Origin of the sequence: Tabrizicola flagellatus (assembly GCF_008271465.1) — a bacterium.
Classification (GTDB): domain Bacteria; phylum Pseudomonadota; class Alphaproteobacteria; order Rhodobacterales; family Rhodobacteraceae; genus Tabrizicola; species Tabrizicola flagellata.
The window spans coordinates 60,365-85,873 of sequence record NZ_VMDU01000010.1; the positions used below are offsets into that span (position 1 = coordinate 60,365).

Annotated in this window: 26 protein-coding genes and 1 tRNA gene; 11 read left to right on the forward strand and 16 right to left on the reverse strand. The window is 67.8% G+C overall.

What is annotated here, in order from left to right:
- Position 1: 1 nt before the first annotated feature.
- Entirely contained in the window at positions 2 to 1,126 is a 1,125-nt protein-coding gene (locus FL625_RS13230) for an aminotransferase class V-fold PLP-dependent enzyme (RefSeq protein ID WP_149589155.1), read from the forward strand.
- Positions 1,127 to 1,184: 58 nt separating this feature from the next.
- Here FL625_RS13230 and FL625_RS13235 read toward each other — a convergent pair whose 3' ends face one another.
- The 4 genes from FL625_RS13235 to FL625_RS13250 all read right to left on the reverse strand — a co-directional run bounded on the left by FL625_RS13235 (position 1,185) and on the right by FL625_RS13250 (position 3,951).
- Positions 1,185 to 1,436, reverse strand: coding sequence for a hypothetical protein (locus tag FL625_RS13235; RefSeq protein WP_149589156.1), 252 nt, complete (start codon positions 1,434 to 1,436; stop codon positions 1,185 to 1,187).
- Between the two features lie 257 nt (positions 1,437 to 1,693).
- Positions 1,694 to 2,920, reverse strand: coding sequence for a UbiH/UbiF family hydroxylase (locus FL625_RS13240; protein WP_149589157.1), 1,227 nt, complete (start codon positions 2,918 to 2,920; stop codon positions 1,694 to 1,696).
- 61 nt (positions 2,921 to 2,981) lie between these two features.
- The gene (locus FL625_RS13245) at positions 2,982 to 3,233 is read right to left on the reverse strand and encodes a hypothetical protein (protein WP_149589158.1); all 252 of its coding nucleotides are present in this window, start codon (positions 3,231 to 3,233) and stop codon (positions 2,982 to 2,984) included.
- Positions 3,234 to 3,303: 70 nt separating this feature from the next.
- A complete protein-coding gene (locus FL625_RS13250; RefSeq protein ID WP_149589159.1) occupies positions 3,304 to 3,951 on the reverse strand; it encodes a pyrimidine 5'-nucleotidase in 648 nt (215 codons plus the stop codon).
- A gap of 97 nt (positions 3,952 to 4,048) precedes the next feature.
- On the opposite strand from FL625_RS13250, the gene FL625_RS13255 reads away from it, so the two are divergent.
- Complete coding sequence (locus FL625_RS13255) at positions 4,049 to 4,684, forward strand: GntR family transcriptional regulator (protein WP_149589160.1); 636 nt, start codon at positions 4,049 to 4,051, stop codon at positions 4,682 to 4,684.
- A gap of 47 nt (positions 4,685 to 4,731) precedes the next feature.
- On the opposite strand, the gene FL625_RS13260 is transcribed toward FL625_RS13255, so the two are convergent.
- Both FL625_RS13260 and carA read right to left on the reverse strand, forming a co-directional pair.
- Entirely contained in the window at positions 4,732 to 6,504 is a 1,773-nt protein-coding gene (locus FL625_RS13260; RefSeq protein ID WP_235019413.1) for a glycosyltransferase, read from the reverse strand.
- 167 nt (positions 6,505 to 6,671) lie between these two features.
- Positions 6,672 to 7,826 carry a glutamine-hydrolyzing carbamoyl-phosphate synthase small subunit gene (gene carA, locus FL625_RS13265; protein WP_149589161.1) on the reverse strand — a complete coding sequence of 385 codons (1,155 nt, stop codon included), beginning with the start codon at positions 7,824 to 7,826 and terminating at the stop codon, positions 6,672 to 6,674.
- 181 nt (positions 7,827 to 8,007) lie between these two features.
- On the opposite strand from carA, the gene FL625_RS13270 reads away from it, so the two are divergent.
- Together FL625_RS13270 and FL625_RS13275 are read left to right on the forward strand one after the other, a co-directional pair.
- Positions 8,008 to 8,466: a GatB/YqeY domain-containing protein gene (locus FL625_RS13270; RefSeq protein WP_149589162.1), complete on the forward strand. Its 459-nt coding sequence runs from the start codon at positions 8,008 to 8,010 to the stop codon at positions 8,464 to 8,466.
- 107 nt (positions 8,467 to 8,573) lie between these two features.
- Complete coding sequence (locus FL625_RS13275; RefSeq protein ID WP_149589163.1) at positions 8,574 to 8,867, forward strand: hypothetical protein; 294 nt, start codon at positions 8,574 to 8,576, stop codon at positions 8,865 to 8,867.
- A gap of 4 nt (positions 8,868 to 8,871) precedes the next feature.
- Here the strand turns inward: FL625_RS13275 and FL625_RS13280 are convergent, their stop codons facing one another.
- The 5 genes from FL625_RS13280 to lipB form a co-directional block, all read right to left on the reverse strand.
- Positions 8,872 to 9,378, reverse strand: coding sequence for a DUF2244 domain-containing protein (locus FL625_RS13280; RefSeq protein ID WP_149589164.1), 507 nt, complete (start codon positions 9,376 to 9,378; stop codon positions 8,872 to 8,874).
- A gap of 17 nt (positions 9,379 to 9,395) precedes the next feature.
- Positions 9,396 to 10,346 carry an alpha/beta hydrolase gene (locus FL625_RS13285; protein WP_149589165.1) on the reverse strand — a complete coding sequence of 317 codons (951 nt, stop codon included), beginning with the start codon at positions 10,344 to 10,346 and terminating at the stop codon, positions 9,396 to 9,398.
- A 74-nt stretch (positions 10,347 to 10,420) separates the two neighbouring features.
- Positions 10,421 to 12,100 (reverse strand): cytochrome c oxidase subunit I, encoded by a 1,680-nt coding sequence (gene ctaD, locus FL625_RS13290; protein WP_149589166.1) that lies wholly within the window; start codon positions 12,098 to 12,100, stop codon positions 10,421 to 10,423.
- Positions 12,101 to 12,307: 207 nt separating this feature from the next.
- Entirely contained in the window at positions 12,308 to 12,718 is a 411-nt protein-coding gene (locus FL625_RS13295; RefSeq protein ID WP_149589167.1) for a c-type cytochrome, read from the reverse strand.
- 93 nt (positions 12,719 to 12,811) lie between these two features.
- Positions 12,812 to 13,486, reverse strand: a complete 675-nt coding sequence (gene lipB / locus FL625_RS13300; RefSeq protein WP_149589168.1) for a lipoyl(octanoyl) transferase LipB — start codon at positions 13,484 to 13,486, stop codon at positions 12,812 to 12,814.
- Between the two features lie 102 nt (positions 13,487 to 13,588).
- On the opposite strand from lipB, the gene FL625_RS18400 reads away from it, so the two are divergent.
- The 7 genes from FL625_RS18400 (at position 13,589) to FL625_RS13330 (ending at position 20,133) form a co-directional block, all read left to right on the forward strand.
- The gene (locus tag FL625_RS18400; RefSeq protein ID WP_235019414.1) at positions 13,589 to 13,927 is read left to right on the forward strand and encodes a peptidoglycan-binding domain-containing protein; all 339 of its coding nucleotides are present in this window, start codon (positions 13,589 to 13,591) and stop codon (positions 13,925 to 13,927) included.
- Positions 13,928 to 14,023: 96 nt separating this feature from the next.
- Positions 14,024 to 15,160: a peptidoglycan-binding protein gene (locus FL625_RS13305; RefSeq protein ID WP_235019415.1), complete on the forward strand. Its 1,137-nt coding sequence runs from the start codon at positions 14,024 to 14,026 to the stop codon at positions 15,158 to 15,160.
- 86 nt (positions 15,161 to 15,246) lie between these two features.
- Positions 15,247 to 15,333, forward strand: a tRNA-Leu gene (locus FL625_RS13310).
- Between the two features lie 286 nt (positions 15,334 to 15,619).
- The gene (locus tag FL625_RS13315) at positions 15,620 to 16,720 is read left to right on the forward strand and encodes an ABC transporter ATP-binding protein (RefSeq protein ID WP_149589169.1); all 1,101 of its coding nucleotides are present in this window, start codon (positions 15,620 to 15,622) and stop codon (positions 16,718 to 16,720) included.
- A 56-nt stretch (positions 16,721 to 16,776) separates the two neighbouring features.
- Positions 16,777 to 17,844: an ABC transporter substrate-binding protein gene (locus FL625_RS13320; protein ID WP_149589170.1), complete on the forward strand. Its 1,068-nt coding sequence runs from the start codon at positions 16,777 to 16,779 to the stop codon at positions 17,842 to 17,844.
- A gap of 53 nt (positions 17,845 to 17,897) precedes the next feature.
- The gene (locus FL625_RS13325) at positions 17,898 to 19,151 is read left to right on the forward strand and encodes an ABC transporter permease (protein WP_149589171.1); all 1,254 of its coding nucleotides are present in this window, start codon (positions 17,898 to 17,900) and stop codon (positions 19,149 to 19,151) included.
- Positions 19,152 to 19,161: 10 nt separating this feature from the next.
- Positions 19,162 to 20,133 (forward strand): ABC transporter permease, encoded by a 972-nt coding sequence (locus tag FL625_RS13330; RefSeq protein ID WP_149589172.1) that lies wholly within the window; start codon positions 19,162 to 19,164, stop codon positions 20,131 to 20,133.
- A gap of 74 nt (positions 20,134 to 20,207) precedes the next feature.
- Here the strand turns inward: FL625_RS13330 and FL625_RS13335 are convergent, their stop codons facing one another.
- The 5 genes from FL625_RS13335 to FL625_RS13355 all read right to left on the reverse strand — a co-directional run bounded on the left by FL625_RS13335 (position 20,208) and on the right by FL625_RS13355 (position 25,461).
- The gene (locus tag FL625_RS13335; RefSeq protein ID WP_149589173.1) at positions 20,208 to 21,146 is read right to left on the reverse strand and encodes an AEC family transporter; all 939 of its coding nucleotides are present in this window, start codon (positions 21,144 to 21,146) and stop codon (positions 20,208 to 20,210) included.
- Between the two features lie 73 nt (positions 21,147 to 21,219).
- Positions 21,220 to 22,023 carry an MBL fold metallo-hydrolase gene (locus FL625_RS13340; RefSeq protein WP_149589174.1) on the reverse strand — a complete coding sequence of 268 codons (804 nt, stop codon included), beginning with the start codon at positions 22,021 to 22,023 and terminating at the stop codon, positions 21,220 to 21,222.
- Positions 22,023 to 22,841, reverse strand: coding sequence for a TatD family hydrolase (locus tag FL625_RS13345; protein WP_149589175.1), 819 nt, complete (start codon positions 22,839 to 22,841; stop codon positions 22,023 to 22,025). Before FL625_RS13345 ends, FL625_RS13340 begins: the two co-directional genes overlap by 1 nt.
- 5 nt (positions 22,842 to 22,846) lie before the next feature.
- Positions 22,847 to 23,980 carry a DNA polymerase III subunit delta' gene (locus FL625_RS13350; RefSeq protein ID WP_149589176.1) on the reverse strand — a complete coding sequence of 378 codons (1,134 nt, stop codon included), beginning with the start codon at positions 23,978 to 23,980 and terminating at the stop codon, positions 22,847 to 22,849.
- Between the two features lie 41 nt (positions 23,981 to 24,021).
- The gene (locus tag FL625_RS13355; RefSeq protein ID WP_149589177.1) at positions 24,022 to 25,461 is read right to left on the reverse strand and encodes a S1 family peptidase; all 1,440 of its coding nucleotides are present in this window, start codon (positions 25,459 to 25,461) and stop codon (positions 24,022 to 24,024) included.
- Between the last annotated feature and the right edge of the window lie 48 nt (positions 25,462 to 25,509).

A 25,509-nucleotide genomic window follows, 5' to 3' on the forward strand; every position in this document is an offset into this window, starting at 1 on the left:
GATGCCCGGATTGCACGCGCACATCGACCCCGAGGGACTGGAGGAGTTTTCGGTCGTCTTCACCGACCGCTCGCTCAATCACATGTCGGCCCGGTTCCAGGGGGTGATGCGCGATGTCTCGGGCCTTCTGAAGGAGGTCTACAAGGGCTCCGCCGTGGCTTTGGTGCCGGGGGGCGGGACCTATGCGATGGAGGCCGTGGCGCGGCAGTTCGGCAAGGGCCGGGTGCTGATCGTCCGCAACGGCTGGTTCAGCTATCGCTGGACACAGATCTTCGAGGCGGGCGGGTTCGCGGCCGAGACGACGGTGGTCATGGCCCGGCAGACCGGCAACGACGCCCGCGCGCCTTACGCCCCGCCGCCGATCGAGGAGGTGGTGGCGAAGATCCACGAGGTCCGCCCCGAGGCGGTCTTCGCCCCGCATGTCGAGACTTCGGCGGGGATCATCCTGCCCGACGACTATATCGCCAAGATGGCGGCGGCGGCGCATGAAGTGGGCGCGCTGATGGTGCTGGACTGCATCGCCTCGGGCTGCGTCTGGGTGGACATGGCCGCGACCGGGGTCGATGTGCTGATCTCGGCGCCGCAGAAGGGGTGGTCGGCCTCTCCCAGCGCGGGCGTGGTGGTGCTGTCGCCGGCGGGAGAGGCGCGGCTGGCAGAGACCACGTCGAACTCCTTCGCGCTGGACCTGAGGAAGTGGCGCGCGATCATGGAGGCCTACGAGAAGGGCGGCCACGCCTATCATGCAACGATGCCGACGGATGCGATTGTCGGCTTCCGCGATGCGATGGTCGAGACGAAGGCGATGGGGTTCGAGGCCGCCAAGGCCGCGCAATGGGCGCTGGGTCGGGCGGTCCGGGCCATGCTGGCCGAGAAGGGGGTTCCGTCCGTGGCCGCCGAAGGCTTCCAGGCTCCGGGGGTGGTGGTGAGCTATACCTCCGACCCGGATATTCAGAACGGCGCGAAGTTCCGGGCCGAAGGCTTGCAGATCGCGGCCGGGGTGCCCTTGCAGGTCGGCGAGGGGCCGGAGTTCAGGACGTTCCGGCTGGGTCTCTTCGGGCTGGACAAGCTGAAGGATGTGGACGCGACGGTCGCGCGGTTGAAGCGGGCGGTCGACGCGGTGCTTTGACGACACACAGGCCGGAAGGGAGCATCCGGCCTGTGCGTTTCAGCAGTCACGCTGACGATCACTGGGCGTTGGACAGGATCGCCTTGACGGCGCCGGCCGGGTTGTCGCCCGCGCCGAGGTTGTCCGAGCTGGCGAACAGCGAGACGATCTGGGCATATTGCGAATTGCTCAGGTTCGACAGGTCGGCATCGGGGATCCAGGCCAGGATCTGTGACTGGATGGCCGAGGAGAGCTGCACCGGAGCCTGCTGGGCAAAGGCGCCCGTGGCGGTCGCGGCAACGAGAGCAGTGACGAGTGCAAAGCTTTTCATTTTGGATTCCTTCCGGTTTTTCGGATCCCGCCCTTCGTCTGGCGGTGAGCGATATGTGGGGTGGCGGGGCCGGAAAGTGAAATCACGGAGCGGTCGCGGCACCTCGCCCATCTGTGATGCGCCGTGCATCTTGCAGGCGCGATGCGCGGAAATCCTGAAGGATCAGCGCCTCGTCAGTGCCTTTTCGCTCACATGTTACCGAAGTTTCATGCGGTTTGACAAAGGTGCGTCTGCTATGTGCAAGAGCGCACAGACGGTCAGAGCGGCTTTGCCGTAGGGGCCTGGTGGCCAACCCCAAGGCCCGCACGCATCAGCATCTGCCGCACGGGGCGTACGGAATACAGCGCATCCAGCGCCTTTGCGCGCAGGTCGCGCAAGGCTGGCGCCCCGACCATCGAGGCGCGGTTCAGAAGGTCGATCCCGGTCACGCGGGCGCGCACCTCGAGGTGGCGCTGGCGGTGGTAGGCCTCGGTGACGGCAGGCTGTCCCGGATCGTCGCGGTGCGACTCGGCCAGAGCCAGCAGCGCGGCCAGGTCGGCGAGGCTCATGTTCAGGCCCTGTGCGCCGATCGGCGGGACGACATGCGCGGCCTCGGCGATGAGCGCGGCGCGGGGGCCGGAGAGCCGGTCGGCGATCTGGCTGATGATCGGCCAGACGGACCGGCGCGAGATCAGGGTCAACGGCCCGAGGACATGGGCAGATCGGGAGGTCATCTCGGCCTCGAACGCCGGGACGGGAAGCGTGGCCAGGCGGGCGATCTCGGGGCCTCTGTCCATCCAGACGACGGCCGAGGCCGGGCGGCCGTCGCGGTCGGGCAGGGGGACGAGCGTGAAGGGGCCGCCGGTGCGGTGCACCTCGGTCGAGACGTTCTGGTGCGGCAGATCATGGGCCACGGCGAAGGCCAGCGCCTTCTGGCCGTAGCGGATGGTTTGCGCTGCGATCCCGAGGGCTTCGCGCACCGGAGACGTTCTGCCGTCTGCGCCGACCACCAGCCGGGCCGAGACCTGCGTGCCATCGGTCAGGGTGACCAGGGCTTCCGCCTCGCGCGGCAGCATGCGGGCGAAACCGACACCGGGGCGGAAGCTGACGTTCGGCAATTCGGCAAGGCGCGCCACCATCTCGCGCCGGAGAAGCCAGTTCGGCAGGTTCCAGCCGAAGGGCGCGTCCGAGATGTCGGCGGCGTCGAAGTCGCGCGTCAGGCGCGCCTCGGGCTCGGGTCCGCCGGCGTCGATGATGCGCATGACTTGCAGCGGCGCGGCATGGGGATCGAGGCGCGACCAGAGCCCGGCGGCCTGCAGCACCGGGATCGAGGGTTGCAGGAAGGCCGTGGTGCGCAGGTCGGCGCCGTCGTCGTCGGCGGCGGTCACCGGGGGGGCGGGATCGACGCAGATCACGCGGAACCCGGCCGAGCCGAAGGCGCAGGCGGCCGTCAGCCCGGCCACGCCGCCGCCGGAAATCAGGATGTCGGTGGTTTCGCGCATCATGGCCCCCTTCGCGTCACCAGCATAGGTCAGCACGCTGCGGGGGGCCAGTGGACAGGTCGTCTCAGGGCCGCGCGAGGATCACGAGGATGACGAACATCACCGGCACGAAGCCGACCGCCGTCAGCACCAGCGCGGGCAGGCCCCAGGTCTTGATCGCCAGGACAAGGGCGGTCAGGGCGATCACGAACAGGTAGAAGAGGCTGTCGGCCTCGCGTTCGATGTCGCGGATCACGCGACCGATGACGGGAAGGCTGCGGGCGATGCGGCCGGGCAGGGATGGGCGGCGGGCGAGGTCGGTGGTGGCAAGGGTCATCGGGCGTCCTGTGCTGTTGTATCCGGCTGCTATTTAGGGCAGCCGCGCGGCGAGGGGATGTGACCGGTTGTCACTCCGCAAGTCGGGCCAGGAAGGCGGCGAGGTCGTCGGTGTGGTGGTGGATGTGGTCCGCGGGCTCGGGTGCCGGCGCGACATGGACGGTCCGCATCCCGAGGCCATGCGGGACGGCGAGGTTGCGGCTGTCGTCCTCGAACATCGCGCCGCGCGCGGGGTCGAGGCCGTCGCGGGCAAAGACGGTGGCGAAGGCCTGCGCATCCGGCTTGGGGTGGAAATCGGCATGCTCGACGCCGTAGATCGCGTCGAACAGGCCGGCGAGGCCACGGGCGGCCAGGACCTTCTCGGCATAGGGCGCGCAGGCGTTGGTATAGATGATCCGGCGGCCGGGAAGGCCGGCAATGGCGCGCGCCAGCCGCGGATCGGGCGCCAGGACCGAGAAGTCGATGTCGTGCACCTCGGTCAGATAGGGGCCGGGGTCCACGTCGTGTTCGCGCATCAGCCCCGCAAGCGTGGTGCCGTAGGTCTGCCAGTAATAGGCGCGCAGGTGGTCGGCCCGCGCGCGATCGACCTTCAGCGCCCGCATCACCCAGTCGGTCATGCGGACCTCGATCTGGTCGAAAAGCCGCATCTCGGGTGGATAGAGGGTGTTGTCGAGGTCGAAGACCCAGGTGGTGACGTGGGCGAAATCCTGTTTCGGCATGGGTCGGGATGTAGTCCGGGGCTGCGGTATTGGGAAGGGTTGATCGCAGGGGCGCGCGGGGCTTATGGTCCGGGCCGCGCAAGGGGGGACGGAACTGGTGCAGAAAGACGCGTACACGCTGATCATGGAAGCGATCGAGGCCGGGGTCTACAAGCCCGGCGACCGGCTGGTCGAAAGCGAGCTGGCCGAGCGGCTGGGGGTCAGCCGCACGCCGGTGCGCGAGGCGCTGCAGCGGCTGGAGACCCAGGCGATGCTGACGCGCGACGGGCGGAGCCTGATCGTGGCGAGCCTCGACCACAACCAGCTGGCGGAGCTCTACGCGGTCCGCACCGAGCTGGAAGGTCTGGCCGCGCGGCTGGCGGCGCGCCATGCCACGCCCGAGGAGGTGCGGGTGCTGAAGAGCATGGTCGCCGAGGACCGCGCGCTGCTGGGCGGGGACCCCAAGGCGCTGAGCCGGGCCAACAAGCGGTTTCACAAGCAGATCCATCTGGCCAGCCACAACCGCTTTCTGGTGCAGCAGCTGGACCTCGTGCATCGCTCGATGGCGCTGATGGCGAACACCTCCTTTGCCGCCGAGGGCCGCGACGAGGTCGCGCTGGCCGAACATGCGGAAATCGTCGCCGCGATCGAGGCGGGCGACGGCGAGGCGGCCTACCAGGCGCTGAAGTCGCATATCAGCCAGGCCTTCGAGACCCGGCTGAGGGTGGACGCAGGCGAACTGCGCATGCGCTGAGGCAGGGGACGGCTGGTCGGGCAACCGGGTTGCTGCCGCGGACCGGGTCAGTCCTTGTCGCCCGTGGCATGATCGAAGAGGCCGTGCGTGGTCTTGTCCCAGTAGAACGGGCGGGTGGCCAGTTCCAGAAGGCCCTTGTAGGCGGCAAGCGAGGCCAGCGGGTAATAGACCTTCAGGGTCAGGACCCAGAGCAGGCTGAGGCCATGCCTTGTCCGGCTGAGCCCGAGCGCGCCGACGAAGATGTTGGTCGCCTCGGACAGGAAGAAGTTCCCGGCGATGGCCCAGATCGCTGCCGTGGGCAGGACAGCCGACAGCGGGTGTGGAACGCCGAAGGACAGGAGCAGGAAGGACCACAGGAGCGGTGCCAGCAGGAACTGCGCGATGGTGCCGAGAAACAGCACCTGGAAGCCGAGGAAACCCCGTGGCCCAAGCTGCCGCCAGAGCTGCCGGGGCGCCCGCATGTGCACGACCCAGGTCATCATGTAGCCCTTGATCCAGCGCGAGCGCTGCTTGATCCAGGGCAGGGGGCGGCAGTTCGCCTCCTCGAAGGTGACGGTGTCGATCAGTTCGGTCCGGTAGCCATGGCGCGCAAGGCGGATGCCGAGATCGGCATCCTCGGTCACGTTGTGGGCATCCCAGGCCCCCAGACTGTCCAGCACGTCGCGGCGGAAGAATAATGTGGTGCCGCCGAGCGGCACGACGAGCCCCAGCCGTGCCAGCCCCGGCAGCACCAGGCGGAACCAGCCGGCATATTCGATGGTGAAGCAGCGCGACAGCCAGTTGGTGCGGGGATTGTAGTAGTCGAGCACGCCTTGCAGGCAGGCGACCTCGGGCCCCGACCGCTGGAACCGGGCGACGACCTTGCGCAGCTGGTCGGGCTCGGGCGCGTCCTCGGCGTCATAGACCCCGATGATGGCCCCGCGCGCATGGTCGAGCGCATGGTTGAGCGCGCGCGGCTTGGTCTTGACCTGGCCGTCCGGCACCACGACCACCCGCATCCAGGGCGGCAGCTCGGCCTGCGCCAGCGCGTCGAGGGTCACGGTATCCTCGGCCTCGACCGCGAGGATGACATCCAGCAGCTCGGCCGGGTAGTCGAGCCGGGCGAGGCGGCGGACGAGGCGCGGCGCGATGTCGCCTTCGCGGTAGAGCGCCACGATGATCGACACGACGGGCGGGATCGCATCGCTGGCGGGATCGGGTGCCGCACCGGCGGGGCGCAGCGCGGCCAGGGTGGCGGCAATCTTCAGGGCGGTCAGGCAGGCCAGCGACACGACCGCGAAGGTCAGGGCGGAAAGGCCGGTGGCGAGGGGCGCGAAGACCAGCCCGGCGAGGATCAGACCCAGGCAGGCCATTGCCAGCGGTGCCTGGTGCAGCCGTGGCCAGGAGCGGCAGCTTTCGGCCTCGGCGACCCGGTTTTCCGCGGCCCGCGCCAGCCGGTCCCCGCGCCGGGCATGGATCGCGTCGAGGATCGACCTGCCCGACGCCATGCCGGCGGCGACAGGGCCGAGCCGCGCCTCGAGCATCGGGCGGAGGCGGTCGAACTCGGCCGGCCGCGAGGTGGCGACGATGGTCACGTCGCCGACCCGCTGCCAGGGAACAAGCCCGTGGCGCAGGCAGTCCTGCACGCCGACCGCGTCGATCAGGCGGGGATCGGGCAGCGCGCTGTCCAGATCGACGAGCCGGATGCCGTGATTGCGGGCATCGACGCCGAGAAGATCGCGTTCGACCACCAGCCCGCGCGCGCGCAGCACGTCGGGCAAGCGCCCGGCCTCGCGCCCCTGATGCGACAGGACGGACAGCATGTCATCGGGTGCGACCACGCCTTCGCGCAAGAGCGATGCACCGACGGCAAACCGACGCGGTCCCCGGACCGGGGCGCAGGAACGATCTTCGATTTTACGTCGGGCACGCCATACCGGGTTCCCAGCTTGTGGAGCCCAGTCTGCGTGCGTCTGGTTAACGGGCCGTTAATCCTGCCGGTTCCGTCTCAGGCGGCGCGGCGGGACTGCATGGCGGCGGCAAAGCGTTCGAACAGGTAGAAGCTGTCCTGGGGCCCGGGTGAGGCTTCGGGATGGTACTGCACCGAGTAGACAGGCTTGCCAACCACCGCGATGCCGCAGTTCGTGCCGTCGAAGAGCGAGACGTGGGTTTCGGACACGCCCTTCGGCAGGGTGTCTGCGTCGACGGTGAAGCCGTGGTTCATCGAGGTGATCTCGACCTTGCCGGTGGTCAGGTCCTTGACCGGATGGTTCGCGCCGTGGTGGCCGTGGTTCATCTTGCGCGTCCTGGCCCCGAGCGCCAGCGCCAGCATCTGGTGGCCGAGGCAGATGCCGAAGAGCGGCAGGTCGCGCGCGAGGACGCCCTGGATCATCGGCACGGCATAGGCACCGGTCGCGGCCGGATCGCCGGGGCCGTTCGAGAGGAACACGCCCTCGGGGTTCAGCGCCAGCACCTCCTCGGCGGTGGCGGTGGCGGGCAGGACGGTGACGTCGCAGCCGACCGAGGCCAGGCAGCGCAGGATGTTGCGCTTGGCGCCGTAGTCGATGGCGACAACCTTGAAGCCCGGGCCTTCGCGGCGGGTATAGCCCTCGGGCCAGGCCCAGCGTTTCTCATCCCAGCGATAGCTTTGCGCGCAGGTCACGTCCTTCGCGAGGTCGAGCCCGACGAGGCCCTTCCACGCGCGGGCCCTGGCGACCAGCTTCTCGATGTCGAACTTGCCTTCGGGGTCATGCGCCAGCGTCACATGCGGCGCGCCCTGCTGCCGGATCGCCCGCGTCAACCGTCGCGTGTCCACCCCGCCGATGCCGATGCGGCCGATCTTAGTGAGCCACTGGGTCAAATCCCCGGTCGCGCGCCAGTTCGACGGCTCGGTCGGGTCCCATTTCACCACCATGCCGGCGGCGGCGGGGGTTCCGGTCTCATCATCTTCGGGCGTGACGCCGACATTGCCGACATGGGGGAAGGTGAAGGTCACGACCTGACCGGCATAGGAGGGGTCGGTCATGATCTCCTGATAGCCGGTCATGGCGGTGTTGAACACGAGTTCCGCGACCGTCTCGCCGGTGGCGCCGAAGCCCTTGCCGTAGAAGATCGTCCCATCGGCCAGGGCGAGGCAGGCGGTAGCATCGCGCGGGGCGGGCATGGGCGACTCTCCTGTGGGCGAAATTGCGCGGAAACTAAGGGGTAGGCGGGGCAGGGTCAAGGGCGGATACGAAAAGGATTGTTAAGTAATATCAATAGTTTGGCAAATAAGGCCGAGGTTGCGATCGGGGCTGCTTCGAGGTATTGTCGGCAACTTGGGGAAACTATCGGAAAGAGCTGCCATGCTGTTGCGCGACCGTCTGCAGACGGCCCTCAAGGAGGCCATGAAGGCCAAGGATGCCGACCGCCTCTCGACGCTGCGCCTGATCAACGCCGCAATAAAGGACCGCGAGATCGCCCTGCGGGGCGAAGGCGACGCGGGCGAGGTGGGCGAGGCCGAGATCCTGCAGATCATGGGCAAGATGGTGAAGCAGCGTCAGGAATCGGCCCGGGCCTACGAGGAAGGCGGGCGGCTGGAGCTGGCCGAGAAGGAACTGGCGGAAATCGCGGTGATCCAGGAATTCCTGCCGCGCCAGATGGACGAGGCCGAGATCGCCGCGGCGGTGGATGCGGCGGTGGCCGAGACGGGCGCCGCGAGCATCCGCGACGTGGGCAAGGTGATGGCGGCGCTGAAAGCCCGTTACACCGGACAAATGGATTTCGGCGCGGTGGGCGCGCTGGTCAAGGCGCGGCTGGGGTAGGAGACCTGCGTCGGGCTTGAACCGACTCGGCCGCTCTGGCTGACTTTCGGGCGTGGCGATGGTGCCACGCCCTTTTCATTCCGGATCGCATTTACAGGAGAACTTCGATGACCACGGCGCTTTTCTATGTCTCGCTCGCGCTGAGCGTTCTGGCCTTTCTGGTCTTTGCAAGGATCGTCTGGACCACCCCCCGTCTGGCTGAGCCGGGGCAGGGACCCCGGATCGAGGGCGCACAACTGCCCGACCCCGGTGCCGCCGCCGAGGCCTTTGCCAAGGCGGGTCCCGCGGCCACGGCGGCGGCCCTGTCGATCTTCTTCATGTTCGTGGCCCTTCTGGTCAGCGGGGTCGTCGAGCTTTCGGTCGATACGAAGCCCGAGGCCGCGACCGAAGCCGCCGGTTAGCCCCTCATCCCCGCGCGTCCGGGGCAGAGCGCAGGCGGTGCAGGCGCGTGTCAAGTTCGTCCTTCAGCGCGATGCGTTCCTCCTCGGAGAGGAAGGGGCCGAGTTCCACCTCGCGCCCCTCGCCCTTGAGCGTCAGGTAGTTCGGCACCGGGCCGCCGGTCTTGTGCAGCGTCACCCGCAGCCAGTAGGGGTTGGCCTCCCAGTCCTGGCGGCGGCCCCTTGGTCCGTGGCGGGTCAGCGTGACCTGGCCGGGGGCGAGGACCAGGTCCTCGACGATGTCGCGGTCGCGGCCGTTCTTTCGCAGCGCGAACCAGATCGCCCAGATCGCTGCCAGCAGAAATGGCAGCAGCGCCCAGAGCACCGGGCTGCCGATGATGCCGATCAGCGGCACGGCGATCAGGGCGGAGGTCGCGCCCATGAACCAGACGAAGCCGCGCTGGGTCAGGGATCGGTGCGGCCATAGGTGCAGGCGCTGTTCCGGGCCATCGGCGGGGAGCCATTCGTAGGGCATGGGCGGATCGAGGGACGTCAGGGAGTGATGCGTTTCAGGAAGTCGGTGAATGCGGCGCGGTAGGCGGCCGGATCCCCGGCATATGAGCCGAGGTGGCCGGACTCTGTCCAGAGGCTGACGGTCGGGGCCGACCGCGCGGCGGCGAGTGCCTGGCTCGGTCCGACCGGCACGATGCGGTCGCCCGTCCCATGGGCGATGAACATCGGGCCGGCAAACGCCTGGAAGGTCGCGCCGACCTCGGCCTGGGCTAGGGGCAGGTGGGACTGAAAGGGCAGGATCTGCCGGGCCGTCCAGGCGATGACGCTGCGCAGGGGCTTGTCCCCCTGTGCCGCGAGATGGTCGACAACCGCCGCGAAACTGAGCGCCGGGCTGTCCAGCGCCACGGCGCGCACCCGTCCGGCCAGCGGGCTTTGCCCGAGGAACTGCCCCAGGATCGCGCCCCCCATGGAGTCGGCGACGACCAACAGGCCGGGCGAGCTCTCGTCGGGGGCCATCTGCGCCACTGCGGCCTGAAGGTCGGGCCATTCGCTGAGCCCGAACCCGTAGCTTCCGTCGGGCGAGGCCGGTGCGTCGATGTCATTGCGGTAGGTCATCAGAAGCACCGACCAGCCCGCCTCGTGCAGAAGGGAGAGGATGCGATAGCCGTCCTCGCGCGCGCCGGCGATGCCGTGGACATAGATTGCGCGGCCGGTCTCGGGACCGGCGGCGGGGACAAGCCAGGCCTCGGCGGTGCCGAGGGGCGTCTCGAGGTCCACGGTGCTGAAGGGCAGGGACAGCGCCTGCATCGGGTCGCCACGGTATCCCAGCGCCTGCGGGTCGCCGGGAGGCTCCGCCGTGGCCAGGACGGCCGCGACGGGGCCGACCTTCAGCAGGCCCGCGGCGGCATGGGCCAGGAAGTAGCCGGTGATGCCCACATAGCCGAGAAGCGCCACAAGCCCGAGCACCACCAGAAAGACGACGATTCGCATCGGAAGGCCCCTTCAGGAAAGGAAAGGGCCCCGGGTGCGCCTGCAGCCCGGGGCCCCCTGATCAGGTCAGGCGCCTAGTGCGCGTGGCTCTTGTCCCAGTCGGACTGCTTGGGCAGCTGCTCGAAGGTGTGTTCGGGCGGCGGCGAGGGCAGGGTCCATTCCAGGGTGTCGGCGTATTCGTTCCAGTAGTTCTTCTCGGTCACGCGCTGGCCGAAGCGCAGCGTGTAGAACACGACACCGATGAAGAACACGAAGGAGGCGAAGGAGATGAAGGCACCGACCGAAGAGAACCAGTTCCAGTAGGCGAAGGCTTCCGGATAGTCGATGTAGCGGCGCGGCATGCCCTGGCGGCCCAGGAAGTGCTGCGGGAAGAAGGTCAGGTTCGAGCCGATGAACATCATCCAGAAGTGCAGCTTGCCCGCCCATTCCGGATACTGCCGGCCCGACATCTTGCCGATCCAGTAGTAGATGCCGGCGAAGATGCCGAACACCGCACCCAGCGACATCACATAGTGGAAATGCGCGACCACATAGTAGGTGTCGTGGTAGGCGCGGTCCACGGGGGCCTGGGACAGGACAATCCCGGTCACGCCACCGACGGTGAACAGGAACAGGAAGCCGAAAGCCCAGAGCATCGGGGTCTTGAACTCCACCGACCCGCCCCAGATCGTCGCGATCCAGGAGAAGATCTTCACCCCTGTCGGAACCGCGATGACCATGGTCGCCAGCATGAAGTAGGACTGCTGGGTCAGCGACATGCCTGCGGTGTACATGTGGTGCGCCCAGACGACGAAGCCGAGGACGCCGATCGCCACCATCGCGTAGACCATAGGAAGGTAGCCGAAGATCGGCTTGCGGGCGAAGGTCGCGATGACCTGGGAGATGATCCCGAAGGCGGGAATGATGATGATGTAGACTTCCGGGTGGCCGAAGAACCACAGGATGTGCTGGTAGAGCACCGGGTCACCGCCGCCCGAGGGCGTGAAGAAGGTGGTGCCGAAGTTGCGGTCCGTGAGCAGCATGGTGATGGCCCCGGCCAGCACGGGCAGGGACAGGAGGATCAGCCACGAGGTCACGAAGATCGACCAGCCGAAGAGCGGCACCTTGTGCAGGGTCATGCCCGGCGCGCGCATGTTCAGGAAGGTGGTGATCATGTTGATCGCGCCCAAGATCGACGAGGCGCCCGACAGGTGGACGGCGAAGATCGCCAGGTCCATCGCATAGCCGCCTTCGGCCGTCGTCGTCAGCGGCGGGTAGAGCACCCAGCCCACGCCCGAGCCGGGCCCGAGGTCGCCGCCACCGCCCGGCGAGAGCATCGAGGCCACGCCCAGCGAGGTCCCGGCGACGTAGAGCCAGAACGACAGGTTGTTCATCCGCGGGAAGGCCATGTCCGGCGCGCCGATCTGCAACGGCATGAAATAGTTGCCGAAGCCGCCGAACAGCGCGGGAATCACGACGAAGAACATCATCAGGACGCCGTGATAGGTGATCATCACGTTCCACAGATGTCCGTTCGGGGTGCAGGTGGCCGCGGAATCGGCGACGAAGCGCGCGCCTTCCTGGCACATGTACTGCACGCCGGGCTCCATCAGCTCCATCCGCATGTAGACGGTGAAGATGACCGAGATCAGGCCGACCAGACCCGACGTGAAGAGATACAGGATCCCGATGTCCTTGTGGTTGGTCGACATGAACCAGCGGGTGAAGAACCCGGGTCTGTGGTGTTCGTGGCCATGGATGGCTGCGTCTGCCATTGGCGTCCTCCGCTTGCGTCGTTCCGTTTTCCCGTTGGCGACCCGCACGCAGGTAGCCCGGTTCCCTTATGCTTCAGTCTTTAGCGGTGCGCGGGACAGGTCGCAATGCACGACTTTGCCGCAGGCGGCAGAAATTGCGAGGGAAATGCAAAGGGCGCGGCCCGTGACCGGTGCCGCGCCCGAATGGGCTGCCGAAGGGCTGCGGAATTACTGGGCGACCGAGGCGAGGTAGGCCGCCACGTCCTCGCCGCCCGCGGCCAGCTTGAACGACATCTTGGATTTCGCCGCAGGATCGCCAAGCGCGGTCTTCAGGTATTCGGCGGGATTCGCGGTGTAGGCCGCGAGGCTTGCCTCGTCCCAAACGGCGCCGGTCGCGCCGAGCGCGGCGAGCGACTCGCCATACTTGAAGTCCGGGTCCGAGGCGATGCCCCGGCCGATGACGCCATAGAGATTCGGCCCCGTGCGGCCGCCCTTCTGGATCTCGGTCCCATCCGGCGCGACGATCGAATGGCAGGCCTTGCACTTCTTGAATTCCGCCTCGCCTGCGGCAGGGTCGCCAGCGAAGGCAGGTGCCGCAAGCGAAGCGACGGTCAAGCCAAGCAGGATGAATTTCTTCATGGTGTCCTCATGTGTCCCGGAGCGCCCTTGCCTGGCGCCTCCACGGCCGGAACATGGGGCCTGCTGCGCGTGATATGCAATAGCATCTTGGTGCTATGCGACATCCTGTGCGGCGCAACGGCCCTGAAAACGGCGTGGAAAGGTGGCCATAAGAGCTGCGTCGAGATCGGCCATCGTCACGGGAAGGCCCAGGTCCACAAGGCTGGTCACGCCATGGTCGCGGATGCCGCAGGGGACGATGCCGTCGAAATGCGACAGGTCGGGTTCCACGTTTACCGAGATGCCGTGAAAGCTGACCCAGCGGCGCAGCTTGATCCCGATGGCGGCGATCTTGTCCTCGCGCGGGCTGCCGTCCGGGTTCGGCGCCTTGTCGGGCCGGGTGACCCAGACCCCGACGCGACCGGGGCGGATTTCGCCCTTCACGTTGAACTCGGCCAGGGTGTCGATGACCCAGCGTTCCAGCTCGCGCACGAAGCAGCGCACGTCCTGCCCGCGCGCCTTCACGTCGAGCATGGTGTAGATCACGCGCTGGCCCGGGCCGTGGTAGGTATATTGCCCGCCGCGACCAACGGGATAGACCGGGAAGCGGTCCGGTGCGATCAGGTCGGCCGGCCTGGCCGAGGTGCCGGCGGTGTATAGCGGCGGATGCTCGAGCAGCCAGATCGCCTCGCCGGCGGTCCCGGCGTTCATCGCGGCGACATGGGCCTCCATCGCGGCGAGGGTCTCGGGGTAGGGGGCCAGGCCGGGGATGTGGGTCCAGTCGACCATCTGAGGCCTCCGTTCGCTCGATCGTGGAAGAAATCCCGACTTCTCATATGCCGAACCCGTGGTCGGCTGATAGTCGGAATGTATTTCATTTGAGGTGATGTGATGAAGGCCCGGACGTTCGCAACCGCCGCACTCGTGACCTCGGTTGCCCTTTCCCCGATCTCGCCCGTATCGACCCCCGCCCGTGCCGATGGCAAGGATTTCATTGCCGGCGCCATCATCGGCGGCCTGATCGGCGGGGCGGTCGCCAACGAGAACAACAAGAAGAAGCGGGTGGCGACCACCACGCGGACCAAGACGAAGTCCACGAAGTCCTCGATCAGCGCCGCCCGGCGCGAGGAGAACCGCGAGGTGCAGACCGCGCTGAACCATTTCGGCTACAACGTCGGCACGCCGGATGGCGCGATCGGGCCGAAGTCGCGCGCGGCGATCAGCAGTTAGCAGGCCTTTCTCGGATACGCGCCGACCGGCCAGCTGACCGAGCATGAGCGCACCATCCTTGTCACCTCCTATCACCGCGCAGTCGCGGGCGGGCCGATGATCGCCTCGACCGTGGCGGGCAGCCCCTATGGCCTGAAGGCGGTTCTGGTCGCCCAGCGCGACGAGATGGCCGGCATCGCGCCAACGGGCGGCATGGCCGCGAACGGGGTGCCCGCGCCGGGGTCGGTGGCCGCGGCCGCGGCGGCGGCTCTGCCCACGCTTGCCCCTGTCGAGCCGGTGGCCCTGGCCCCGGTCGTGGAACCGGAGGTCGAGGAAGCCGCCGCCGAGCCGGGTCTGCCCTCGTTCATGAGCGAGGCCGGGGCCAAGGGCCCGCTGGCGTCGGAGTGCAACCGGATCGGCCTGACGACCACGGCCAATGGCGGGATGGTCACCGCCGAGACGATGCAGGACGCCAGCTTTGCGCTTGGTGAGCAGTTCTGCCTGGCGCGCAGCTTCGTCATCTCGAAAAGCGACGAGCTGACCGCGCAGATCGCCGGGTACACGCCCGACCAGATCGCCGGGCAATGCGCCGCCTTCGGGCCGGCGCTCAAGGACCACGTCGCGGCGCTGTCGCTGAAACCGGCGGCGGCCGTCCTGGAGGGGGTGGAGGGCTTTGTCCTGAAATCGGGCATGTCTCCGGCGCAGTTGTCGGGGACGGCGAAAGTCTGCCTCGGGGTCGGCTATGCGCGGGATGACCTGGGCGTCGCCATCGGTTCGGCCCTTCTGCTGGCTGCGATGGGCGAGCGGGGCTATGCCGAGTTCCTGGGCCACCACCTGAGCCAGGGCTTCGGTGCCACCGAGCGGCCTGACCTGGCGATGGACTGGTACCAGATGTCGCTGGATGCGATGGAGCAGGGCCAGATGGTCGTGGCCCCAGGCATGGCCGGGCGCGACGCGGTGATCCGCAAGGCCTCGTACACGATCAACGGCCGGGCCCACGAGCTGGAGTCCGAGCCGGTGATCCAGGAGGCCGCCCTGCCGGTCTTCGATCTGGTGCCCGAGGCGGCCGCGCCCGGGGACGCTGCGGCCCCGACGGATGTCGCGGGTGTCGCGCCGGTCGCCCCGGTCGAGGAGGCTGCCGCCGCCCAGCTGGTTGCCGTGCCTGCCGCGCCGCAGGGTTCGATCATGAACACTGGGGCGCAGGCGGCGATCATGGCGGCGCGGCTGCCGTTCATGCTGTTTTCCAGCAACTGATCCGTAGCCGGACTGCGGGATGAAAATGCCCCTTTTCATCCCGCGCGCCAGTCGCTAGATAGCGGGCGTCCGGAACGGGCCCACATGCGGATGTGGCGGAATTGGTAGACGCGCAGCGTTGAGGTCGCTGTTCCTTAACCGGAGTGAAAGTTCGAGTCTTTTCATCCGCACCAGGGTCCGCCGGACGAAGCCAGGGGCGTGGGGGATAACCCCGCGCCCTTTGCCTTTCCGGCCTTGTCGATCCACAGGCGGGCCGACTTTTCTTGCATGGCTCGCAGGCAAATTGACTGCTCGAGCGCCAGAATCTGAGCGTTCTTCCTTCTGCGGCGCAAACGGGCCCGATCACGTCGCCAAAGTGCCTTTCGGCGTCGAAAATGTGCGTTGCATTGGGGAAAAGCTTTCGCTTAAGTCGAATCCACTCAGAGGGCGGAAAGCCCCGGAACCATCAGGGAGACACGGGTGACGCAAGAGCCCCGCACCGACGCTTTCGTCGCTTTCGAGCACGTTCAGAAGAGCTATGACGGCGTCACGCTGGTCGTGAAGGACCTGAACCTGACGATCGGCAAGGGCGAGTTCCTGACCATGCTGGGGCCGTCGGGGTCGGGCAAGACGACCTGCCTGATGATGCTGGCCGGGTTCGAGACGGCGACACATGGCGAGATCCGGCTGGACGGGCGCCCGATCAACCAGGTCCCGCCGCACAAGCGCGGGATCGGGATGGTGTTCCAGAACTATGCGCTGTTCCCGCACATGACGGTGGCCGAAAACCTGGCCTTTCCGCTGGAAGTCCGGGGCATGGGCAAGGACGAGCGCGAGGTGAAGATCAAGCGCGCACTGGACATGGTGCAGATGGGCGCGTTTGCCAATCGCCGCCCCGCGCAGCTGTCGGGCGGCCAGCAGCAGCGGATCGCGCTGGCGCGGGCGCTGGTCTTCGACCCCAAGCTCGTGCTGATGGACGAACCCCTGGGCGCGCTGGACAAGCAGCTGCGCGAACACATGCAGTTCGAGATCAAGCACCTGCATGAGAACCTCGGGATCACGGTGGTCTACGTCACCCATGACCAGGGCGAGGCGCTGACCATGTCGGACCGCGTGGCCGTGTTCAACGACGGCCGGATCCAGCAGCTTGCCCCGCCCGCCGACCTCTACGAGCGCCCGGAAAACAGCTTCGTGGCCCAGTTCATCGGCGAGAACAACAAGCTGCCCGGCACGATCGAGGAGCTGTCGGGCGACAAGGCGCTGGTGCGGCTGGCGACCGGAGAACTGATCGACGCGACCCCGGTCAACGTGCGCGAGAAGGGGCAGAAGACCCTGGTCTCGATCCGGCCCGAGCGGGTGGAGTTCAAGCCCGAGATGATGCCGCCCGGCGCCCATACGCTGGATGCCGAGGTGGTCGAGGTGATCTACATGGGCGACATCCTGCGCGTCGTGCTGAAGGTCGCGGGGTCGGACGACTTCGTGATGAAGATGCGCAACACGCTGGGGCAGACCAGGCTGACCTCCGGCCAGAAGATCAAGGTGGGCTGGCATCCCCAGGATGCCCGCGCGCTGGACCCTTGATGAAGACGGCCGGCGACCCCGGCCCGTGACCAGTAAACCAGAACAGGGAGCAAGACATGAAGAAGACCCTCATCCTTTCGACCGCGCTGATCAGCCTGGGCTTTGCCGCCCATGCTGACGTGACGGTCATGTCCTGGGGCGGCGCCTATGGCGCGGCCCAGACCGAAGCCCATGTGAAGCCGTGGTCGGCCAAGACGGGCAACGCCGCCGTCATGGTGGACAGCGACAACCCCGCGCCGGCGATCAAGGCCATGGTGGAAGCCGGCAACGTCACCGTCGATGTCGCCTCGGTCGAATACGCTGATGCGATCCGCCTGTGCGACGAAGGCATCCTCGAGCCGATCGACGCCTCGAAGCTGCCGGCGGGCGCGGACGGAACCCCGGCCACCGATGACTTCCTGCCCGGCGCCATTACCGAGTGCGGCGTCTCGACCGACATCTGGTCGAACGTCTTCGCCTACGACACGACCAAGTTCCCCGAAGGCCCGAAGACCGCTGCCGACTTCTTCGATCTGGAGAAGTTCCCCGGCAAGCGCGGCCTGCGCAAGGGCGCCAAGGCGGTGCTGGAATTCGCGCTGATTGCCGATGGCGTGCCGGTCTCCGAGGTCTACAGCGTGCTCTCCACCCCGGAGGGCGTGGACCGCGCCTTCGCCAAGCTCGACACGATCAAGAGCCAGGTCGTCTGGTGGGAGGCCGGCGCACAGCCGCCGCAGCTTCTGGCCGACGGTGAGGTCGCCATGACCACCGCCTACAACGGCCGGATCTTCAACGCGGTGATCGAGGAAGGCAAACCCTTCCAGATCGTCTGGGACGGCCAGATCTACGAGAACGAGATGTATGTCGTTCCGAAGGGCGCGCCGAACAAGGATCTGGCGATGGACTTCATCGCCTATGCGACCTCGACCGAGGGCCTGCGCGCCCAGGCGCAGAACATCTCCTACGGTCCGGCCCGCAAGTCGGCGATGAAGGAAGAGCTGATCTTCAAGGACGGCAAAACGGTCATGGCGCCCCATCTGCCCACCGCGCCCGAGAACATGACCAATGCGCTGGAAACCTCGTCCGAGTTCTGGGTCGATCATGATGCCGAACTGAACGAGCGCTTCCAGGCCTGGCTGAGCCAGTAATGACGACCTGGCCGGGCGCAGGGACTGCGCCCGGCCTATCCGGCGAGGCAGGTATGGCCGAAGCGATCCCCGAACAACTCACGACCGCCGACGGACGGCCCCTGAAGGCTGCGCTCCAGGCCGCGCAGGCGCGCGCAAAGCGCCGTGCCCTGCTTCTGGTGCTGCCGCTTCTCCTGTTCGTTCTGCTCACCTTCCTGGTACCGATCGCCTACATGCTGAAACGGTCCTTCGAACATGACGGCTTCGCCTCGGCGGCTCCGGCACTGGTCGAATGGTTCCGGGCCAACCCCGGTTTCGACCCGGCCAACCCGCCGGAGGAAGCCTATGCCGCGCTGGTGAAGGACCTGGCGCGGATGCAGACGGAAAAGACCACTGGCATGGCCGGAACCCGGATCAACTATTCGGTGCCCGGCACGATCAGCCTGTTCAAGAAGGGCGCGCGCGAGGCTGCGACCCTGACCCCGCCCTACAAGGAGGCGCTGATCGCGGTGGATGCCGACTGGGCCAAGCCGGCCCTCTGGCGCGGCATGGAGTCCGCAAGCCATGTCTACACGACCGAATTCTACAAGGTCGCCTCCGACATGAAGCTGACCGACGACGGCTGGAGCCGCGCGCCCGAGCGCGACCGGATCTATCTCTACCTCTTCGGCAAGACCTTCCTGATCTCGGCGATCATCACCGTCCTGTGCCTGCTGCTGGCCTTTCCGGTCGCCCATCTTCTGGCGACCCTGCCGATGGCGAAGTCATCGCTCCTGATGATCCTTGTCCTGTTGCCGTTCTGGACCTCGCTGCTGGTGCGGACAACCTCCTGGATCGTGCTGTTGCAGGAGCAGGGGGTGGTCAACAGTCTCCTGGTCGGCAGCGGGCTGATCGATACCGACGGCCGGTTGCAGATGATGTACAACATGACCGGCACCATCGTCGCGATGACGCATGTGCTCTTGCCGTTCATGATCCTGCCGCTCTATTCCGTGATGCGGGTGATCCCGCCGAGCTATGCCCGTGCGGCGCGGTCGCTCGGGGCGACGAGCTGGACCACCTTCCGCCGCATCTATCTGCCGCAGACCCTGCCCGGGATCGCGGCCGGGTCGCTGCTGGTCTTCATCCTTGCGGTCGGCTACTACATCACCCCGGCGCTGGTCGGCGGCGCGGACGGGCAGCTGATCTCGAACCTGATCAGCTTCCACATGAGCAAGTCGAACTGGTCGCTGGCCGCCGCCATCGCCGCGATGCTCCTGGCGTCGATCCTGTTGCTCTACTGGCTCTACGACCGGCTGATCGGCATCGACCGCCTGAAGTTCGGCTGAGGACACCGCCATGGCCCTTCCCACCTATGCCACGCCGCTGGAACGCATCTGGTACTACGCCTTCCGGGTGATCTGCGCGCTGATCTTCCTCTTCCTGATCGCGCCGATCCTGGTGGTGATTCCGCTCTCGTTCAACGTCGAGCCCTATTTCACCTTCACCGAGAAGATGCTGACGCTGGACCCCGAAGGCTACAGCCTGCGCTGGTACGACGCGCTCTTGACCTTCGGCCATCCCAATGCCGAGGCGCCGCGCGACGCGCAGTGGTGGTCCACCGTCTGGGAACGCGCGACCTGGGTGCAGGCGGCGAAGAATTCCTTCTGGGTCGGGATCTGGGCCACGATCCTCGCGACGACGCTGGGCACGATCGCGGCGCTGGGGCTGTCGCGGCCCGAGATGCCCTACCGGCGGCTGATCATGGCGCTGCTCATCAGCCCGATGATCGTGCCGATCATCATCATCGCGGTGGGGATGAGCTTCTTCTTCGCCAAGGCCTGCGTGGCGCCGGACAGCGCCATGGGGCTGCTGTTCGGCTGGGCCCTGTCCGAGAAGGGGTGCCTGGCGAACTCGCATCTCGGGGTGATCATGGCCCATGCGGTGCTGGGGATCCCTTTCGTCATCATCACGGTGACGGCGACGCTGTCGGGCTTCGACCAGTCGCTGATCCGGGCGGCACAGTCGCTGGGGGCGAATCCGCGCACGACCTTCTTCAAGGTCATCATGCCGCTGATCCTGCCGGGCGTGATCTCGGGGGCGCTGTTCGCCTTCGTCACCTCGTTCGACGAGGTGGTGGCGGTTCTGTTCATCGCGGGGCCCGATCAGCAGACGATTCCGCGGCAGATGTTCAACGGGATCCGCGAGGCGATCTCGCCGGCGATCCTGGCGGTGGCGACGATCCTGGTGGTGATCTCGGTGGCACTTCTGACCACGGTCGAACTGTTGCGGCGGCGGTCGGACCGGCTGCGCGGGGTGACGGGGCGCTGAGGGGGGTTCGTCGTGCGCCTGCGGCTTCTCCTCGCGGGTGGTCAGCGAGGAGTGACGCAGTCATCGACGAGCGGTCAGGGCAGGAGGTGCAGCCAGCCCCAGGCGGTCAGGATCGAGGCGGCGGTTGCCACCAGCACGCTTGAGGCGTTGACCCTTTTGCCCACCCCATACATGTGGGCGAACATGTAGGCGTTGACCCCGGGGGCCATGGCGGCGGTCACCACGGCCGAGCGGAGCGCGTCGGTCCCGAGGTGGAAGACCTGCGTGCCAAGCGCCCAGGTCACTGCCGGGTGCAGGATCAGCGAGGCGAGCGTCACCATGAGGACCGGGCCGATGTCGCCCTCGATCCGGTAGCGCACGAGGACGCCGCCGAGGCCGAAGAGTGCCACCGGGATGGCCGAGCGCGCGATCATGTCGATGCCGGACCAGAATACCTCGGGCAGGGGGTTGCCGGCCAGGTTGACCGCAAAGCCGAGCAGGATGCCGATCACCAGCGACTGCGACAGGATTGCCCGGCCGATCTGGCGCAGCAGGGCCGCGCCCGAGAGCCCGCGCCCCCGCGTCCGCGCCCATTCCATCAGCGCGATGCCGAAGCCGTAGAGCATGGGGGCGTGCAGCGAGATGATCGCGTAGTTGCCTTCAAGTGCCGCCGTGCCGTAGGCGCGTTCGGTGATGGCAAGGCCGAGGAGCAGGGAATTGGAGAACAGGCCGGCGAAGCCGATGGACACGGCATCGGGCATGGCGCGGTGGAAGATCAGCATGGCGCCGGCGAAGCAGGCGAAGAAGCCGGCGAAGGCCCCGGCGTAGAAGCTGACCATCAGGCCGGGGTCGTAGGCGGCGGAGAGGTCGAGATGGGCGATCGAGCGGAAGAGGAGGCAGGGCACGGCGAAGTTCTGCGCAAAGCGCATCAGCCCGTCGATGGCAGTTTCCGCGAGCAAGCCGGCGCGGACCGCGGCATAGCCGAAGCCGATCACCAGGAAGACGGGGAGGATGACATCGAGGAGTGCGCTCATGGCCGCTGTCGGACCGGGGGTTTCACACCCCCGGACCCCCGTGGAGTATTTGGGTAAAGGGCAAGCCCCAGGGTCAGGGCTGGTTGTCGTAGGTGAGGGTCATCCCGTCGAAGGCGGGGGCGATGTGGGGGGGAAGCTCGGCCCGAAGCGTGTCGTAGTCGAGGTCAATGTGCATGTTGGTGATCACGGCGCGGGCGGGGCGGGCGCGGGCGATCCAGGAGAGCGTCAGATCGAGATGTGCGTGCGTCGGGTGCGGCTTGCGGCGCAGCGCATCGACGATCCAGCAGTCGAGGCCGTCGAGGATGGGCCAGCTGTCCTCGGGGATGGCGACGGCGTCGGGGAGGTAGGCGAGGGGGCCGATGCGGAAGCCGAGCGCGTCCATGCTGCCGTGGTCGGCGCGGAAGGGGATCAGGGTGACGGGGCCCCCGGCGCCCGGCACGCTGACGGGGCCGGCGATCGTGTGGAGGTCGAGGATCGGCGGATAGGGCGAGCCCTCGGGCTGGACGAAGGCATAGCCGAAGCGCGAGAGCAGCGCCTCTTGCGTCGGGCCGTCGGCCCAGACCGGCAGGCGCTGGCGCTGGTTGAACACGACCTGGCGCAGGTCGTCGATGCCGTGCATGTGGTCGGCGTGGGAATGGGTATAGACCACCCCGTCCAGCGCGCCCACGCCGGCATCCAGAAGCTGGTCGCGCATGTCGGGCGAGGTGTCGATCAGCACGCGCGTCGCGCCTTCGCCCGTTTCGCGGGTGACGAGGAGCGAGCAGCGGCGGCGGCGGTTCTTCGGGTTCGAGGGATCGCAGTCGCCCCAGATGCCGCCGAGGCGGGGCACGCCGCCCGAGGAGCCGCAGCCGAGCACGGTGAAGGTGAGTTTCGCCATCACGCCGCCCTTGCGCTGCGGGCCGCGCGGGGGAAGAGCCGGTCGAAGTTCGCCGTGGTGATCGCCGCGAATTCGGCAAGGCCGAGGCCGAAGACTGGTGCCAGGGCGCGGGCGGTATGGGCGACATAGGCCGGCTCGTTCCGCTTGCCGCGGAAGGGGGGCGGGGCGAGATAGGGGCTGTCGGTTTCGAGGATCAGCCGGTCGAGCGGCGCGCGGGCGAAGATGTCGCGCAGCTCCTGGCTTTTCGGGAAGGCGGCGATGCCGGAGATCGAGAGGGTGAAGCCCATCTCGAGCGCGGCCTCGGCCAGGCGCGGGCCGGAAGAGAAACAGTGCATCACGCAAGCATAGGGTTTGCGCGCCATGCCTTCGGCGAGGATCCGTTCCATGTCCTCGTCCGCGTCGCGGGCGTGGATGATGAGCGGCAGGCCGGTTTCCTGCGCGGCCTCGATGTGCAGGCGCAGGCTGACCTGCTGAATCGCCTTCGTCTCGGCCGTGTAGTGGTAGTCGAGCCCGGTTTCGCCGATCCCGACGAAGCGGGGATGGCGGGCGAGGGCGACCAGCGCCTCGACCGTGGCCAGGGGTTCCTCATGCGCGCTCATCGGGTGGGTGCCGGCGGCGTAGAAGACGCCGGGATGCGCCTCCGCCAGGGCACGAACGGTGGGTTCGTTCCTGAGCCGCGTGCAGATCGTCACCACCCGGTTCACCCCGGCAGCGCGGGCGCGGGCGAGGATGGCCTCGGTTTCGCCGATCAGGTCGGGGAAATCCAGGTGGCAGTGGCTGTCCACCAGATCGGGCAGGTCGGTCTCGGTTGGGGGCATCCGGCTTACCTCTGGGCGAGGCTTCCCGCCGTCTCGTCGAGCTTGAGAAGCATATCCATCAGAAGCGCGGCAGGGTCAAGATTGACCGCCTTGCCGCGCCGGGCACGGGCGGCAAGGCTTTGCGCAAGATCCGCCCAGGCGCGGGCCGAGAGCGGATCGGGGGCGAGGCGGGCGAGAAGCTGTGCCTCGCCGGGTGCGGCCTCGGGCGGGGTGAGGCCGGTCACGCCACGGCGGGCGAGACGGGCGAGGAAGAGGTCGATCAGGGTGACGAGAAGGTCGAAGGTTTCCGTCGCCCCCCGCGCCGCGGCAAGGTCGGCGAGCGCCAGAGCCTGCGGGCGGTCGAGACGGGGCAGGGTGGAGAAAAGGCGGACCAGCGCGGCGTAGAGCTTCAGCCCGTCGAGGTTGGTGAGCCGGAACGCCTCGCCCACCGAGCCGCCGGAGAGCTCCGCGAGCGCGGTGCGGTCCTCGGGCGCGATCTCGCCGCCGGCCTGGGTGAGGGCGTCGGCGAGGTCGGACGGTGCGAGGGGTGCGAGACGCAATTCGCGGCAGCGCGAGCGGATCGTCGGCAGAAGACGGGCGGGCTGGTGCGCGACGAGGAGGAAGGTGACGTTGGCGGGGGGTTCCTCGAGCAGCTTCAGCAGCGCGTTGGCGGCGGAGGGGTTCATCTCGTCGAGGCTGTCGATGATCGCGGTGCGCTGCCCGCCATCGGCGGCGGAGAGGGCGAAAAAGCTTTTCATCTTGCGCACCTCCTCGACCGAGATGACCTGGGAGAGGGCGGTTTCCTTCTCGTTCGGGCCGCGGCGCAGGAGGAAATGCCGCGGCTCGGCGCCTTGCAGGAGGCGGCGGGCGACGGGGTGATCGGCGGGGATGTCCAGCGTCTCGGGCGGGGGCGGGGCGAACATGCCGCCATCGTCGGGCGGGGTGGCGAGAAGGAAGCGGGCCAGACGCCAGGCGAGCGTCGCCTTGCCCACGCCCTTCGGTCCGGTCAGCATCCAGGCATGGTGCAGCCGGCCCGAGCGCCAGGCGCGCAGGAATTCGGCCTCGGCGGCGGACTGGCCACGCAGCACCGGCGTCTCGCGCGGGTGGGGGGCGCCTTCCAGGCGGTCGGGTTCGGGAAGCGGGTCTTTCGGATCGGCCATGGCCGGCAGATTGCACGGGGCGGGGGGCGGGGGGAAGGGCCTCAGTTGCAGGTTATGAGGCGGGTGAAGCCCTGGGCGAGGTCGGCCAGATCCTCGGGCGGCAGCGCGGCCGCGTCGGTGGCTTCCACGGGTTCGACGCCGTTCTGGTAGAGGAAGAGCTTGGCGATCTCGCCCCTGATGGCGAAGTTGATGTTCTGCGGGATGTCGCCCGTGGCTTCGGCCACCATCTGCGCGTCGAGCTTGGCGACGACGACGCCCACCACCTGGCCCGCGGCGTTGACGACGGGCCCGCCGGAGTTGCCCGGCTGGACCGGGGCCGAGATCTGCATGCGCACCCCGTCGCCGGCGATGCCCTTGAGGCTCGTGACCGAGCCGCGCGTGACGTTCACCCCGCCGAGAAGGTCGGGCAGCGGGTAGCCGACCACCGTCACGTCGGAATTGAGCCGCGCGGGCCTGGCGGCGAATTGCGCGGGTGCGTCCCCGGGCGGTGAACTGGTGCGCAGGAGGGCGAGGTCGAAGCCTTCGTCGGTTGCGGTCACCGTGGCCGGCTGGCCGCCGACCGTCAGTGTCCGGCAGCCCCGGACGACATGGTTGTTGGTCAGATAGTCGCCCCGGTCCGAAACGAGGAAGCCGGTCCCGAAGCCCTGCGCCCCGCCGGTCGAGGGTGTGCCGTCGGACACCGCCGGAGCCGGAACCGCAGGGGCGGCGGGCGAAGGCGCGGGGGCCTCGTCCTCGGCCATGGCGGCCAGGGTCTCGATGCCTTGGGACAGGACGCCGGGGGAAATGCCGATCTGCGGCGCATAGCCGGGCTCGATGCTGCCGGTCACGGCGGCCAGAAGCCCCGCGTCGCGGTCGGCGGCCGAGAGCATGATCGTGGACCAGGCGCCGCGGCGGTAGTCCGAGCGGGTGTAGAGCGTGACCCCGGCCTGGGTCCGGCCCGAGGTGATCCACAGGTTCGGGCGGCGGACCTGATAGACGTTCATCACCGATTCCTCGGCGGTATAGCGGTGCAGCCGTTCGGTCTGGGCGCCGGCGCCGATGGTCAGGGAATAGCCCAGGCTGGTGCCGTCAAGCTCAAGGTTGACGAAACTGTCGGAGGGCGCACCGTCCCGGAAGCCTATGGTCGGCACCAGGAAGGACATGTCGAGCCCGGAATTGTACTGGCGCACCCAGCCGTGGCGTTCGATGGTCTCGTAGGTTTCCAGCGCCAGGAACAGCACGTCGGCATTGGTGACAAAGGCGGTCCGGCCGTTGCGGATTTCGTAGGCCTCCAGCGCGCGCTGGCTGCCGGCGCCCCAGGCTCCGTCGATCAACCCGTTGTAGGCATTGGCGAAGGCAAGGCCTGCCTGGAGGAACCGCTTCTCGTCGGCGGTAAGCACGCGGGCATCGAATTCAAGCTGCATCTCGTCGGCACGGAAGGCCCTCGCCTCGGGGGCGGCGAAAAGAAGCAGGGTGGCAAAGGCCAGTGAAAAGCGCAGCACGACAGACCCCGGGATCAATCGGCCCCATGAGACGGGGGCGGCGCGATT